The 14,076-nt window shown below is 71.6% G+C and carries 15 protein-coding genes; 11 read left to right on the forward strand and 4 right to left on the reverse strand.

Annotated elements, in window-relative coordinates; translation table 11 throughout:
* Positions 1 to 175 precede the first annotated feature (175 nt).
* Positions 176 to 1,573 (reverse strand): DUF6421 family protein, encoded by a 1,398-nt coding sequence (locus AN216_RS19625; RefSeq protein ID WP_070198016.1) that lies wholly within the window; start codon positions 1,571 to 1,573, stop codon positions 176 to 178.
* A gap of 285 nt (positions 1,574 to 1,858) precedes the next feature.
* On the opposite strand from AN216_RS19625, the gene AN216_RS19630 reads away from it, so the two are divergent.
* Entirely contained in the window at positions 1,859 to 2,542 is a 684-nt protein-coding gene (locus AN216_RS19630) for a glycerophosphodiester phosphodiesterase (protein WP_070198017.1), read from the forward strand.
* On the opposite strand, the gene AN216_RS19635 is transcribed toward AN216_RS19630, so the two are convergent.
* Positions 2,526 to 3,092: a GNAT family N-acetyltransferase gene (locus tag AN216_RS19635; RefSeq protein WP_107402044.1), complete on the reverse strand. Its 567-nt coding sequence runs from the start codon at positions 3,090 to 3,092 to the stop codon at positions 2,526 to 2,528. The two genes, AN216_RS19630 and AN216_RS19635, sit on opposite strands and share 17 nt — an antisense overlap.
* Before the next feature lie 43 nt (positions 3,093 to 3,135).
* Here AN216_RS19635 and AN216_RS19640 point away from each other — a divergent pair, with 43 nt between their 5' ends.
* The 10 genes from AN216_RS19640 to AN216_RS19685 all read left to right on the forward strand — a co-directional run bounded on the left by AN216_RS19640 (position 3,136) and on the right by AN216_RS19685 (position 11,864).
* Positions 3,136 to 3,528: a VOC family protein gene (locus tag AN216_RS19640; RefSeq protein WP_070198018.1), complete on the forward strand. Its 393-nt coding sequence runs from the start codon at positions 3,136 to 3,138 to the stop codon at positions 3,526 to 3,528.
* 104 nt (positions 3,529 to 3,632) lie between these two features.
* A complete protein-coding gene (locus tag AN216_RS19645; protein WP_070198019.1) occupies positions 3,633 to 4,571 on the forward strand; it encodes a M56 family metallopeptidase in 939 nt (312 codons plus the stop codon).
* A 33-nt stretch (positions 4,572 to 4,604) separates the two neighbouring features.
* Complete coding sequence (locus tag AN216_RS19650) at positions 4,605 to 5,333, forward strand: phosphatase PAP2 family protein (protein ID WP_070198020.1); 729 nt, start codon at positions 4,605 to 4,607, stop codon at positions 5,331 to 5,333.
* 66 nt (positions 5,334 to 5,399) lie between these two features.
* Positions 5,400 to 6,095 (forward strand): HAD family hydrolase, encoded by a 696-nt coding sequence (locus tag AN216_RS19655; RefSeq protein WP_070198021.1) that lies wholly within the window; start codon positions 5,400 to 5,402, stop codon positions 6,093 to 6,095.
* Between the two features lie 174 nt (positions 6,096 to 6,269).
* Positions 6,270 to 6,929: a TetR/AcrR family transcriptional regulator gene (locus tag AN216_RS19660; protein ID WP_070198022.1), complete on the forward strand. Its 660-nt coding sequence runs from the start codon at positions 6,270 to 6,272 to the stop codon at positions 6,927 to 6,929.
* A gap of 154 nt (positions 6,930 to 7,083) precedes the next feature.
* Complete coding sequence (locus AN216_RS19665) at positions 7,084 to 8,193, forward strand: WD40/YVTN/BNR-like repeat-containing protein (RefSeq protein ID WP_070198023.1); 1,110 nt, start codon at positions 7,084 to 7,086, stop codon at positions 8,191 to 8,193.
* Positions 8,194 to 8,343: 150 nt separating this feature from the next.
* Positions 8,344 to 9,021 carry a uracil-DNA glycosylase gene (locus tag AN216_RS19670; protein WP_070198024.1) on the forward strand — a complete coding sequence of 226 codons (678 nt, stop codon included), beginning with the start codon at positions 8,344 to 8,346 and terminating at the stop codon, positions 9,019 to 9,021.
* The gene (locus AN216_RS19675; RefSeq protein ID WP_338059268.1) at positions 9,018 to 10,058 is read left to right on the forward strand and encodes an N-acetylglucosamine kinase; all 1,041 of its coding nucleotides are present in this window, start codon (positions 9,018 to 9,020) and stop codon (positions 10,056 to 10,058) included. The genes AN216_RS19670 and AN216_RS19675 overlap by 4 nt, the downstream gene beginning before the upstream one ends.
* Positions 10,059 to 10,164: 106 nt before the next feature.
* Positions 10,165 to 11,079 carry a sirohydrochlorin chelatase gene (locus AN216_RS19680; protein ID WP_170843174.1) on the forward strand — a complete coding sequence of 305 codons (915 nt, stop codon included), beginning with the start codon at positions 10,165 to 10,167 and terminating at the stop codon, positions 11,077 to 11,079.
* 212 nt (positions 11,080 to 11,291) lie between these two features.
* Positions 11,292 to 11,864 carry a dihydrofolate reductase family protein gene (locus tag AN216_RS19685; RefSeq protein ID WP_070198027.1) on the forward strand — a complete coding sequence of 191 codons (573 nt, stop codon included), beginning with the start codon at positions 11,292 to 11,294 and terminating at the stop codon, positions 11,862 to 11,864.
* A gap of 86 nt (positions 11,865 to 11,950) precedes the next feature.
* Here AN216_RS19685 and AN216_RS19690 read toward each other — a convergent pair whose 3' ends face one another.
* The gene (locus tag AN216_RS19690) at positions 11,951 to 12,757 is read right to left on the reverse strand and encodes a thioesterase family protein (protein ID WP_070198028.1); all 807 of its coding nucleotides are present in this window, start codon (positions 12,755 to 12,757) and stop codon (positions 11,951 to 11,953) included.
* A 144-nt stretch (positions 12,758 to 12,901) separates the two neighbouring features.
* Positions 12,902 to 13,945, reverse strand: a complete 1,044-nt coding sequence (locus AN216_RS19695; RefSeq protein ID WP_070198092.1) for a lactonase family protein — start codon at positions 13,943 to 13,945, stop codon at positions 12,902 to 12,904.
* Positions 13,946 to 14,076: the final 131 nt, after the last annotated feature.

Consider the following 14,076-nt stretch of genomic DNA (forward strand, 5'->3'; position numbering starts at 1 on the left):
GGCGACGACGGTGGCCCCGGCCTCTGCGAACCGCACCAGCGCGGCCTGTCCGGCCGGGCCGGCGGCTCCGGCGACGGCGACGACGGCCCCCTCCAGGGCCTTGCCCCCCGCTTCGCCGCTGTCGGTGCTCGTGCTGCTGGTCATGGCCGCCGCCTCCTCGTCCGTCGTCCCGCCGTCACGCGGCTACCGGGGTGGCGGACTCCGCCGTGATCCCCTTGGTCGATGTGATCACATCCCGCAGCTTCTTCGCGAGTGCCTCGTAGAACATGCTGAGCGGAAACTCGTCCGGGAGCACCTCGTCCACCAGCTTCCGCGGCGGGAGGCTCAGGTCCAACGCGTCCGGGCCCTTCGCCCAGGTGGACCCGGGATGCGGGGCCAGATAGCGGGAGACCAGGTCGTACGCCCGGAACCAGTGCACGATCTTCGGCCGGTCGATGCCCTCCCGGTAGAGCGTCTCGATCTCCTCGCGCAGTCGTACGGTCACCTGCCGCGCTCGCTCCCAGTCCACGGTGAGCTTGTTGTCACGCCAGCGCAGGGCGTCGTTCTGGTGCAGGTAGGCGAAGAGCAACTGGCCGCCGAGACCGTCGTAGTTGCGGTTGCGGGGCCCGGTCACCGGGAAGCGGAAGAGCCTGTCGAGCAGCATCGTGTACTGCACGTCCCGGCCCTGCGGGAAGCCGTCGGCCTCGAGCTTGACCCCCTCGTGGAAGGCCGTGAGGTCACAGCGCAGCTCCTCCAGGCCGTACATCCAGAACGGCTGACGCTGCTTGATCATGAACGGGTCGAACGGCAGGTCACCATGGCTGTGCGTGCGGTCGTGCACCATGTCCCACAGGACGAACGCCTGTTGGCAACGCTCCTGGTCGGTGAGCAGGCCGTGTGCCTCGTCCGGGAGTTCGAGGCTCGTGACCCGGCGGGCGGCGTCGACGACGCGGCGGAAGCGGGCCGCCTCCCGATCACAGAAGATCGCGCCCCAGGAGAACCGGGCGGGCGCCTCGCGGACGGCGATGGTCTCCGGGAAGAGCACGGCGGAGTTGGTGTCGTAGCCGGAGGTGAAGTCCTCGAAGGTGATGCCGCAGAACAGCGCGTTGTCGTACCGGGTGCGCTCCAGTTCCGCCAGCCACTCGGGCCAGACCATGCGCACCACGACGGCCTCGAGGTTCCGGTCTGGGTTGCCGTTCTGCGTGTACATCGCGAAGACGACGAGGTGCTCCAGGCCGTCCGCGCGGGTGTGGGCGGGCTGGAAGGCCAGCAGCGAGTCCAGGAAGTCGGGCACCCCGAATCCCTCGGCTGCCCAGCGCCGCAGGTCGCCGACGAGCGCGTGGAGATAGTCCGCGTCATGCGGCAGCAGGGGAGCCAGCTCCTGCACGGCGGACACGACGCGCTCCAGGGTCGTCTCGACGTCGACCTGGCTGGGCGCGCCCTCCGCGTCGAAGTCGATCGAGCCGTCCTTGGACTGCGCCGGACGTATGGCCTCCACGGCTTCCTTGAGCACGGGCCAGGCGGGGTGTTCCACCACGCGCTGGGTGGACGGAGTGCCGCTGTCCGCGCTCACCGGCGAAAGAATTTCCGTCATGACCACCACTCCACAGGAGAAAATGTTGTCAGCTCACGATATCCACCAGACAGGCTCCCCGCAAAGTGCCCCTTCTGAAACTTCTCCTGCGTGAAGCACGATCAGTCGAAAATCTGCCTGCCATCACTCACATCAACGCCATACCGTCCGCGTGGACTCCGTGTTCCCCACCGTCCCCATGTACCCGGTAGTACCGGTAAGCTGCCCCGGCATCCGGCCGGGCCTACCCGACGGAGGCCCGGCCGGACCACGGCCGGCATACGGACGGACTACTGGGAGCACACCGTGTCACTGCTCACCGTCGGACACCGCGGACTCATGGGTGTCGAGCCGGAGAACACCCTGCGCTCCTTCCGGCGGGCCGACCGGGAACCACTCGACGCGATCGAGTTGGACCTGCACCTGAGCAAGGACGGGGCCCTGGTGGTCATGCACGACGCCGAGCTCGACCGCACCACCGACGGCTCCGGCCCGATCAGCGACTTCACCCTTGCCGAACTGCGCGAACTCGACGCCGGCGCCGGCGAGCGCATCCCGACCTTCGAGGAGGTCGTGCGCTCCGTACGGGCTCCGCTACAGGCGGAGATCAAGGATCGCGCGGCGGCGCACGGGCTCGCGCGGGCCATCACGGAGGGCAAGCTGCACGAGCGCGTCACGGTCATCTCCTTCCACGACGACGCGCTGCGCGGAGTACGGGAACAGCTGCCCGCCACGCCGCTGGTGCTGGTCGCCGGGCGCAGTTCCGCGACCGCCCCGGAAAGGGCGGGCGAGCTGGGCGCCCGCATGGTGTCGCTGGAACTGCGCTGGTTGGAAGCGGACACGGTGGAGCGCTGTCACGCCGCCGGCATCAAGGTGATCAGCTGGACGGTGAACACCGAAGAGGACCTCGACCGTGCCCGCGAGCTGCGGCTGGACGGGGTGGTCACCGATCGGCCCGAGATCGTCCGCGCCGTCAGTCAAGCCGTTTGACCAACAGCTCGAAGGCCAGGTCGGGGCGCCGCGGCAGCCCGAAGCGTTCGTCACCGTACGGAAAGGGGCTCAGGCTGCCCGTACGGACATAACCCTGCCGCTCGTACCAGGCGATCAGGTCCTCGCGCTGCACGATCACCGTCATGTGCATCTCTCGGACGGCCCAGTCCCGCACGGCCGTCCGCTCCGCCGTGCCCAGGACGCTTCGGCCCAGTCCCCTGCCCTGCCGGCCGGGCCGTACGGCGAACATCCCGAAGTAGGCGTGCGCGCCTCGGCGTTCCAGCTGGCAACAGGCGACCGGGTCGCTGGACTCCGCCGCGTGCTCCGCGACGAGCATCCGGCTGCCCGGATCCTGGATCACCGCCGTCACGGCTCGCGCGTCGGTGCGCTGGCCCGCCAGCAGATCCGCCTCCGTGGTCCAGCCCGCCCTGCTGGCGTCACCGCGGTACGCGGACTCGATCAGCGCCACCAGCGCGGGCACGTCCGCCTCCCCCGCGATCCGTATCTCCACTCCCGCGTCCGCCCCCGCGTCCATCTGTGCCTCCTCCATGGAGGTGAGGGTACCGAGCCTGGCCGGAGCGTAGGCTCCGGGCATGGTGCACGTACTGAGTAGCCGGGTGTTGCTGCGGCCCTCCGACCCCGAACGGTCCCGCAGGTTCTACGGCGAGACCCTGGAGCTGGCCGTCTACCGCGAGTTCGGCACCGGCCCGGAGCGAGGCACGGTCTACTTCCTCGGGGGCGGCTTTCTGGAGGTCTCCGGTCGCGCGCCGGAGCCTCCCGCGCCCGGGATGCGGTTGTGGCTCCAGGTCGCGGATGTGGCCGCCGCCCACGAGGAGCTGGTGTCCCGTGGCGCGGTGGTGCTCCGTCCGCCGGTGCGGGAGCCCTGGGGGCTGGTGGAGTGCTGGATCGAGGACCCGGACGGGGTGCGTATCTGCCTCGTGGAGGTGCCGGCCGACCATCCGCTCCGGTACCGCGCCGGAGTCTGAGGCGGCTTCCCCGGGGCGCGGTCCTCGTCGGTGCCGGTGAGGGATGCGTCACTTCGAGCTGACCTCCCGTAACGCGGCCCGAACGCGGAGCGTAGTGTGGCTCCATGTTGGTCCCCCTCGCGCTGCTGGCCCTCGGCGCCGTCGCCGCCGCCGTCGCCCCGCGCGTGCTCACCCGCTCCTCGTGGCCGGACCGTGAGCCGGTGCTCGCGCTGTGGGTGTGGCAGTGCGTCGTGGCGAGCGTGCTGCTGTGCTGCGTGCTGGCCATGTCCCTGTCCGCCGCGGCGGCCTGGCAGGCCGTACGGGGCCACGTCTTCGCCCCCGCGCCGGAGGGCGTGATGGAGGCGTACCAGCTGGGCGCGTTGGAGACCTGGGCCGCGCCGCTCGCACTGCTGCTGGCCTGCGGAGGCGCCTGGACCGGCGCGATGCTGCTGCGGGAGATCCGGGACGCGCGACTGCGACGTCGCGCTCGGCGGGCGGAGCTGCGGGATCGTGCTCCCCGGTTGCCGGGCGAGACACCTTCGGACGCGGAACCGCTGGTCGTCCTCGAGGGCGAGCGCCCCGACGCCTGGTGGCTTCCCGGCTCCGCCCCCCAACTGGTCATCACCACCGCGGCGCTGCGCCGGCTGCGCGGCCGGCAGTTGGACGCCGTGCTCGAGCACGAGCAGGGGCACGCCCGTGCCCGGCACGACTGGCTGTTGCACTGCTCGGGGGCGCTCGCCAGTGGCTTCCGGCGCGTGCCCGTCTTCGGCGCCTTCCACGACCAGGTGCACCGGCTTGTCGAACTGGCCGCGGACGATGTCGCCTCGCGCCGCTACGGTCGGGTGACCATCGCTCTGGCCCTCGTCGAACTCAACGAGGAGCGCGGCGTGTTCGGCCCCGGTTCGGCGGCGCGCTCGCTCGTGCCGCAGCGCGTGCATCGGCTGCTGGCCCCCGCCCCCCGACTGCCGATCGGCCGCAGACTGCGCACCGGCGTCGTGGCGTCGTTGGTGCCGGTGGTGCCCCTGGCGGTGGCGTTCGTGCCGGGACTCACGGCCCTCGGTTAGTGCCCTGGGGCGGCCGTACGTGACGATCGGACCATGTCGACACCCACGCCGCCACGGCCCCGTTCCAGCGACCCGTCCGCCGACTCCGCGGCCACGGTCGGTAGCACCCGCGCCGCCCTGCTACTCGCCGCGCTCGGCGCGTGCTTGGTCCTCCTCGTGCAACTGGGTTGGCAGCCGCTGCTCGACCTGGACAGGCGGGTCGCGCGCTCCCTGCACGAGTCGGCGTTGAGCCACCCCGGCTGGACCGGAACCGCTCGGGTACTCACCGACTGGGTCTGGGACACCTGGACCATGCGTGCTGTGCTCGCCGTGACGGTCCTGTGGCTGTGGTGGCGCGCCCAACGGGCGTCCGCGGTACGCCTCCTGGTGCTGGCCGTCTTCGGGACGCTTCTGCAGCAACTGCTCAAGGCGGTGTTGGGCCGGGAGCGCCCGCGGTGGGAGGAGCCGGTCGACTCCGCGAACTTCGCGGCCCTGCCCTCCGGCCACGCCATGACCGCGGCCCTGGCCTGCGGCCTGCTGGTCGGCCTGGTGTACGCGTACGACTCGCGCCGGTGGCTCCGGTGGCTGGTACTGGGGGCAGCGGCCGTCTCCGTCGTGGGAGTCTCCTGGACCCGGGTGTATCTGGGCGTGCACTGGCTCACGGATGTCGTGGTGGGTTCGTTGCTGGGGCTGGCGATCGCTATGTGGCCGGCTCGGGCCGTACTGACCGGGATCGAGACCACACGGCGCCGCACCGGGCCGTCGGCGCGCTCGGACGAGTGACCCGAGGCGTTCGGCCGCGAACGCCGAGGTGGCGGGAAGCGTGCTCGGACCGCGAGGATCGCCCGTATGACGATCAAGGGTGTGCTCTTCGACTTCTCCGGCACGCTACTGCGGGTGGAGGCCACGGCGAGCTGGCTGACGGCAGCCGCGGAAGCACTGGGAGTCGTGCTGTCGGAAGCCGAAGTCGCCGCGTACGCGCGACGGTTGGAGGAGGTGGGCGCGCTGCCCGGGGGCAGCACTCCGCGGGAGGTTCCGCCGCGGCTCCGCTCGGTGTGGGAGCGCCGTGACATCAGTCCGGAGCTGCACCGCAGCGCGTACACACAGCTCACGCGCCAGGTCGAACTGCCCCACCCGGGGCTGCCTGCCGCGCTGTACGAGCGCCACATGCTGCCGGCGGCCTGGCAGCCCTACCCGGACACCCGCGAGGTCCTGCGCTCGCTGTCCGAGCGGGGTGCGCCGGTGGCCGTCGTGAGCAACATCGGCTGGGACCTGCGGCCGGTCTTCCGCGCCCATGGCCTCGACCGTTACGTGGACGCGTACGCCCTGTCCTACGAACACGGCTGTCAGAAGCCGGACGCGGAACTGTTCCGTCTCGTCTGCGCGGCCCTGGACCTTCCGCCGGCGGACGTCCTGATGGTCGGCGACGACCGGCGCAACGACGGCGGGGCCGCGCGTCTGGGTTGCGCCGTGCACCTGGTGGAGCACCTGCCGGTCCCACAGCGAACGAAGGGACTGCTGCCGGTACTCGACCGGGTCGGCTGACCCGCGCCCCCTCGTCCTCGCGGGTAAGCCGCCCGGCGGGCTGGCGGTATCGAGGCGATCCCCCGCGTCGCCCCGATACCGCCCAGCCGAGTCGGGTCCTACGTCCGCAGCGATACGGAACCCGACGGTCCGGTAAGTATACTGGCTCTGAACCAGTCAACGCAGGAGTACAGCATGTCCCCTCGGAGCGCATCGGTCAATGAAGAGTTGCGCCGACGCTCCCGCGAACGGTTGCTCCAAGCAACGGTCGACCTCGTCGGTGAACGGGGCTACGAGGCCACCACCTTGGGTGACATCGCGGACCGCGCGGGCTCAGCGCGCGGCCTGATCTCGTACTACTACCCCGGCAAGCGGCATCTCTTCCAGTCCGCCGTACACCGCCTGATGCAGCTGACCCTGACAGAGGCGCTGGACCGCCGACCGCTCCCGGAAGGGCCCGACGCGGGCCGCCAGATGCTGGCCCGAGCGATCGACGCGATCCTCGGCCTGGGCCGGGACCGTCCGGTGCTGATGCGGGCCCACATGGCCGGCATCCTGCAGCAGGAGGGCTTCGTGCAGTGCGAGGAGCAGCAGCAGTTGGCCGCGCAGCTGCATCGCGCCGTCACGGTGTACGGCTCCTCCGACCCGGACAACGAGTACCCCCTGCTGCGCGCCCTGCTGATGGGAGCCGTGGTCGCGATCCTGCTCCCGGGGGCACCGATGCCCATGGAGCGGCTACGGGCGGAACTCTTCGGGCGTTACGGACTGGACTGGGAGTTCGGCATGCCGCCGGAACGCGAGCCGATCTCCGTCCAGGAGAGCCTGGACGGCACGCGGATGCCGAATCAGCGTTAGCACCGCGACCGCGTGCGGTTGTGGTGGTGGTGCTGTCGTCCCCGGTCACGGGGCGGATCGGCGTTTTCCCGAACCGGATTGTCAGTGGCGCGGGGCAGACTGCGAGGAGCTTCGACGACTCTGACAACGACGTCCGGAAAGGCGGTGCGACAGCATGGCCGAGGTCATCCTCGCGGTAGGCACACGAAAGGGCCTGTTCCTCGCCCGGAGAGCGGTGGACCAGCGGGACTCCACGGGATGGGAGTTCGACGGTCCGCACTTCAACGCGCAGGCGATCTACTCCGTCGGCTTCGTCCCCCGCGCGGGCGCACCGCCCAGGGTGTTGGTGGGCGGGGACAGCGCGCACTGGGGACCTTCGGTCTTCCACTCCGATGACCTGGGTGCCACCTGGATCGAGCCGGAGCAGCCCGCCGTGCGCTTTCCCGCGGACACGGGCGCCTCGTTGGAGCGCGTCTGGCAGCTCGAGCCGGCCGGCGCTTCGCAGCCGGACGTGGTGTACGCCGGCACGGAGCCGGGTGCGCTCTTCCGTTCCACGGACGGCGGGGTGAGCTTCGACTTCGTGCGCGCACTGTGGGAGCACCCCACGCGTGCGGAGTGGGAGCCCGGTGGCGGCGGGCTCGGCCTGCACACGGTGCTGGTCGACCCTCGGGACCCGGGTGCCGTCACGGTCGCCGTCTCCACCGGTGGCGCGTACCACACCACCGACGGCGGGGCGAGCTGGACCCCCTGCAACTCCGGCGTGCAGGCGGCGTTCCTGCCGGAGGAGCAGCGGTTCCCGGAGTACGGCCAGTGCGTGCACAAGGTGGCACGGGACGCCGCGGAGCCGGACCGGCTGTACCTGCAGAACCACTGGGGCGTCTACCGCAGCGACGACAACGCGGCGAGTTGGGTCTCGATCGGTGACAGCCTGCCGTCCGACTTCGGTTTCCCGGTCGTCACCCACCCGCGTAGAGGCGGCGTGGCGTACGTCTTCCCGCTGAACGCCGACTTCGACCGGGTGCCCGCGCGACGCCGGTGCCGGGTGTACCGGACCGAGGACGCGGGCGGCAGTTGGGCGGAGCTGAGCGCCGGTCTCCCTGACACGGCGCACTACGGGCCGGTCCTGCGGGACGCGCTGTGTACGGACGTCGCTGACCCCCTGGGCGTCTACTTCGGCAACCGGAACGGCGAGGTTTTCGCCAGCGCGGACGAGGGGGACAGCTGGCGACAGCTCGCCGGTCACCTACCCGATGTGCTGTGCGTACGGGCGGCGATGGCTGCTTGACCAGCCACCGCCCCGCTGCGACGCGAGGCGTTGGCCGCTCCGCGCGGTGGCGTGGGTCCACTGCCGGCCGCCCCGAGAAGCCCGTACGACGAGCCTCGGACCGGCCGGAAGTGGACCTCGTCGCCAGGAGGGAGGATAGGGTAACCGCTCGTGGCACCACGAGCGTTGAACGAGATCGTCGAGCCGGGATGGGCCAAGGCCCTGGAACCGGTGTCCGAACGGGTCGCCGCGATGGGCGACTTCCTGCGCCGGGAGATCTCCGAGGGACGAACCTACCTACCGGCCGGCTCGCATGTCCTGCGTGCCTTCCAGCAGCCCTTTGACGAGGTTCGGGTACTGATCGTCGGGCAGGACCCGTACCCGACTCCGGGACACGCGGTCGGACTGAGCTTCGCCGTCGCGCCGGACGTCCGACCACTGCCGGGCAGCCTGGAGAACATCTTCCGGGAACTGGCCCAGGACATCGGACTCCCCCACCCGTCGAACGGCGATCTGACCCCCTGGACACGGCAGGGCGTGCTCCTCCTGAACCGGGCGCTGACCACCGCGCCACGGAAGCCGGCGGGGCATCGCGGCAAAGGCTGGGAGGAGGTGACCGAGCAGGCGATCCGCGCGCTCGCGGCGCGTGGCAAGCCGTTGGTGGCGGTGTTGTGGGGGCGTGACGCGCGGCAGCTACGTCCGCTGCTCGGTGGCCTGCCGGCGGTGGAGTCCCCGCACCCCTCTCCGATGTCGGCCGACCGTGGCTTCTTCGGCTCGAAGCCGTTCAGCCGGGTGAACGCCCTCCTGGCCGAGCAGGGAGCCGGGCCGGTGGACTGGCGTCTGCCGTGAGCGCGCCCTGGGTGCTCGGTGTCGATTCGGGCGGTTCCGGTCTCCGGACCGCCCTGGCGGCGGCAGGGGCCTCGGGCACTCCGGAGCCGGTGGGCCGCCGGGTATCGGAGGTTCCCGTACGCACCGGGCCGGCCGGCATCGATCCGGAGCACCTGCTCGAGGTGCTGCTGCCGAGCGCTCGGCTGTTGCTGGAGCGGGCGGGTGGGGGCCGGGTGGCCGCCGTGTGCGTGGGCGCGGCGGGCATGGCGACCCTGGGCGAGGCGCTCCGGGAGCACCTGCCGACAGCCCTGGCCGAGACGCTGGGCGTGCGCAGTCTCGCGCTGGCCGCGGACGGCGTCGCCGCGTATGCCGGGGCGCTCGGCGCGACCCGGGGGGCGATCGTGGCGGCGGGTACCGGGATGATCGCCCTCGGCACCGATCTGCGCGCCTGGCGGCGGGCGGACGGCTGGGGTCACCTCCTCGGCGACTGCGGTGGCGGCGCCTGGATCGGGCGCGCCGGCCTGGAGGCCGCGATGCGCGCGCACGACGGGCGTGCGGGCGGTTCACCCGCGCTGTTGTCCCGGGCGGAGCGGCTGTTCGGGTCCGTGCCGGGCCTGCCGGGGCAGCTGTATCCCCGCACGGACCGGCCGGCGGTGCTCGCCTCGTTCGCGCCGGAGGTCGCCGCCTGCGCCGCGGACGCCTCGTACAGCGCGGAGGGCGTACGAGACCCGGTGCCGGCCGGGATCCTCCGGGACGCCGCGGTGGAGATCGCCCGCAGCGCCGCGGCGGTTTGCCCGCCACCCGGCTCCGGGGACACGGCAGACTTCGGGACGACCGCTTCGGCCTCGATTCCCGAGGTGTCGCTCACCGGCGGGCTCTTTCGTATGGGTCAGCCCCTCCTCGACCCCGTGCACGCGGAACTCGCCGCCCGCCTCCCGCACGCGCGGGTGGTGACGGCGACGGGAGACCCGTTGGACGGCGCGCTGCACATCGCCGCCCAGATGGCGACCGTGGGCTTGGGGTTGCCGAGAGACGCCAGGCTTCTCACCGTGCACTGACGCGTGACCCGCCGTACCCGAACAGTCATCGGACATAAGCTAATAAATCGGACCACCTTCCCCCGGACAACCGGCCACCCGCACCAAGGCATTAACATTCGGGCACATGAGCTCCCCCACTGAGCCGGACAATGGCTTGCCTGTACGAATGCCACGCCCTCGCCGGTCCGGCCGGCACCGCAAACCGGAGCCCGTCACCGCTCCGGAGAACGCGCCTGGCCTGGTGCTGGCGGTGCCCGGCACACCCACCGCCCAGTCACGGAGTCTGGCTGGTGAGGTCCTGAGCATCGCTCGCTCGGAACTCCCCGGCCTGGACGCCCGGATCGGCTACGTGGAAGGCGGCGGAGACGAGTTTCCCGCGCTGGACACCGTGCTCAGCGAACTGAGCGCCGAGCGGAGGTCCACACCCGGTGAGGCCGCCACCGACGAGGCGACCCCCGCCGGCCCAGCTGCCATCGTGGTGCCGCTGCTGGCGGGTCCGGACGCCGCGCAGCTCCGGCAGATCCGACAGGCGGTGTTGAGCAGCGGGGCGGGCGCGGAGTTGACGGACGTGCTCGGCCCGCACCCGTTGCTGGCGGAGGGCGTGCACGTGAAGCTCTCCGAGGCGGGTCTCGCGCGAGCCGACCGCGCCCGGTTGTTCACGGTGGCCACGGCGGCCGATGGCATCATCCTGGCCACCCTCGGCGGGGAGGAGGCGGTGCAGGCCGCGGGTATCACGGGCATGCTGCTGGCCGCTCGGCTCGCTGTCCCGGTCCTGGCGGCCGGGCTGGACGAGGAGGGCGCCGTCGCCCGTACCGCCGAACAACTGCGGGAGTCCGGTTCCCAGCAACTAGCGGTGGCCCCTTGCCTCATCGGCCCGGAGGTGCCACAGGGACTGTTGGAGGCCGCCGCGGAGCAGGCCGCCTGCACGGTGGCGGAACCGTTGGGTGCCTACCCCTCGCTGGGCAAGTTGGTGGCCTCCACCTACGGCGCCAAGCTCGGCCTCCCCCAACAGCAGCAGCCGGGGATGCCGGCGCGCTGAGGCGTACGCTCCTGGGCAGCACCCGTAGGCCGGAGGGCCCGCACGCCCGCCAGCCGGGTGCGCGATCGGTGCGTCGTATCGGGCGTGTGGCGACCGATGAGTTTCTCCGCGAACCGGGGTCAGTCACAGACAAGCGGTGTCGACGCGATCGATGATCGCAAGCACCGACCGGATTCACCGTGACACGGCCACGAGACACCAGGAGACCCTTGATGCGCACCCTGATCAGCACCGCCTTCCTCTCGCTCGACGGTGTCGTGGAGGCCCCGGGCGGCGAACCCGGGTACCGCAACTCGGGTTGGACCGTCAAGGACGTGGAGTTTCTCCCCGAGGCGTACGAGATCAAGGACCGGGAACAGCGGGAAGCCACCGCGATGTTGCTGGGCCGAGTCAGTTACGAGTCGTTCAGCTCGGTGTGGCCGACGTTGGAGGAGTTCGCCGCCTACAACGCGATGCCGAAGTACGTCGTCTCCACGACGCTCGCCGAGCAGGACCTGGTGACGAACTGGTCCTCGACCACGCTCCTCCGCTCGCTGGACGAGGTCGCGGCGCTGAAGGAGACCGAGGGCGGCCCGATCATCGTGCACGGCAGCGCCACCCTCAACCGGAACCTCTCGGACGCCGGCCTGATCGACCGCTACCACCTGCTCGTCTTCCCGCTGCTGCTGGGCGCGGGCAAGCGGCTGTTCAGCGATACGGACAAGGACACCCGGCGGCTGAAGCTGGTCGAGCACGAGGCGTACCCGAACGGCCTGCAGAAGAACGTCCTCGACGTCGTCCACTGACGCCACTCCCGCGGCACTCCGCCGTGCCCGGGCGTGCGGCCCTCCCCGGCCACGGCCTTCGCCGCCCTCCCGCGTACGGGCTTCGCTCAGCCGTGCGCCAGCGGCCGTACGGTGAGAATCTGCTCGGCCTGGCCGACCGGGCCCGTGACGTCGTGGAGCACGGTGCTGGTGAGGCCGTGCCCGGCCGGCCCGAAACTGACCGTGGTGTCCAGACCGGTCCAGCGGCCTTCCGGCTGCCGGTGGAGATGGATCGTGAGGTCCACGTTGGGGAACATCCACCGCGTGGGCGGCTGCTGCACGGCGATGCCGTTCGCCGTGTCCACGAGGCCGACGAAGGACGCGAGCGAGCTGCTCGGTTCGTCGGCGACGAGTTCGAGGTCGCTGCGGACCCAGGCGGCGGCCCGACCGGGCTCGGCTGACGCCTGTCGACGCATCTCGACGGAGGCGATGTAACCGCCCTCCCACACGTCGTTCATCGCCCACGGAGCGAACTCCTCGGGAGGGGCGATTCGCTGGACCGGGGTGTCGGCGACCGCGCCGGTGTCGCCCGCCGCGAGCAGCCAGGCACGAGCGCGGACCACCGGGCGCCCCGCTATGACGACCTGGGCTTCGAGCAGCTCGACGGTGCGGCCGGGCCGTACCGTCCGCACCGCGATCTCGCACTCGTCGAGGGCGATACGGCCCAGGATGTCGTAGCTGATCCGCGCCAGGACCAGGTCGTTGGCGGCGCCGGCGGCTCGGTGTCGGTCGATGGCGTGCACGAGGAGTCCGGCCAGCGGACTGAAGTGCTGGTCCCCGACCTCCCAGGCGCCTCCCGCGTGAGCCGTGGGCTTGTACCGGTGCTCATCGATGCGCTGGTAGTAGCTCTCGGGAAGCGCGGTGGACAAGGACACTTCTCCTCATGCCGGGACGGGGTGACCCGTCGGATGACCGGAGTCCAGCCGGAGGGACGCCGGTCACGATCGTAAAGGGCACGCGCTCGGTCAGGACGGTGACACTGCCCACATGCCTACGGCGGTCACAGGAGGCGCGCGGGATCAGGCGAACACGACGCAGGAGGCCCCGGGCGCCGTGAGCGAGCCGGCGCGTCGCGGCGTACCGGTTCCCGGGTCGACGGCGAACCAGGTCACGTCGCCGGAGCGCTCGTTGGCGGCGTACAGCCAGCGCTGGGTCGGATGCAGGCTGAGGTCCCGTGGCCAGTGGCCACCACAGTCGACGGCCGCGAGCTGCGTCAACTCGTCTCCGGTGGTGTCGGGTTCGAGCACGACGATGCTGTCGTGCCCCCGCACGGCCACCCAGGCGTACCGCCCGTCGGCGGCCACCACCAGCTGCGACGGATAACCACGCGGCTCGGCACCGGCGTCCGACGCGCTCAGCTCCGCGCTCTCGGGCGGTCGCAGGTCCACGTACGAGACCGGCCGCAGCGTCCCGGTGTCGCCGTCCCAGGCGCATACGGTCACCCTCGGCAGCAGTTCCTGGGTGACGTAGACGTGCCGTCCGTCCGGGTGGAACGCCAACTGTCGCGGTCCGCTGCCTGGTTCCAGGGGGACCTCCGCGTGGAGCCGCGGGCGCTCGTCCGGCTCGGCCAGGTCGTATACCCAGATCGAGTCGGTGCCCAGATCGGCGGAGAGCAGCCAGCGTCCGGTGGGGTCCGGCAGCACGGCGTGCGCGTGCGGCCCGCTCTGCCGGTCCGGGTCCGGGCCACTGCCCCGGTGGGGGAGCACCTGGGCCGGTCCCTGGAGCGTGCCGTCCGGTTGGACCCGCACGAGGCTCACGCTGCCGGAGCCGTAGTTCGCGGTCGCCAGGCGCGCGCCCGCGAGCGCGAGGTGGGTGGGCGAGTCACCCGCCACCGGCTCCGGCTCGCCGACCAACGCCGGCCGGTCCGGGTCCGTACGGGAGAAGGCCGCCACGGCTCCCGCCTCCCGCTCTGACACGGCGTACAGCCAGCCGTCCCGCAGCGCGAGGTAGGACGGATCCGGGAGGGTGCCCTCCGTGTGGTGCGTCACGTGCAGTGCGCCGTCCTCCGGGGTGAGCCGGGCCGTGGTGACGCCCCGACCGCCGGCTGAGGTGAACGAGCCGATGTAGGCCCGCTGTTGTGGCGTACGGCCGTCCGCTTCCGGTGCGGGTCGCGCGGGCTCCGCCGACGAGTGGGGGAGGCGCTGCTGGCTGTCGCTCGGCACGGTGTGGGCCCTTCCGCCGACGTCGCTGATCG

This window comes from Streptomyces oceani (assembly GCF_001751245.1).
GTDB classification, from domain to species: Bacteria; Actinomycetota; Actinomycetes; order Streptomycetales; family Streptomycetaceae; genus Streptomyces; species Streptomyces oceani.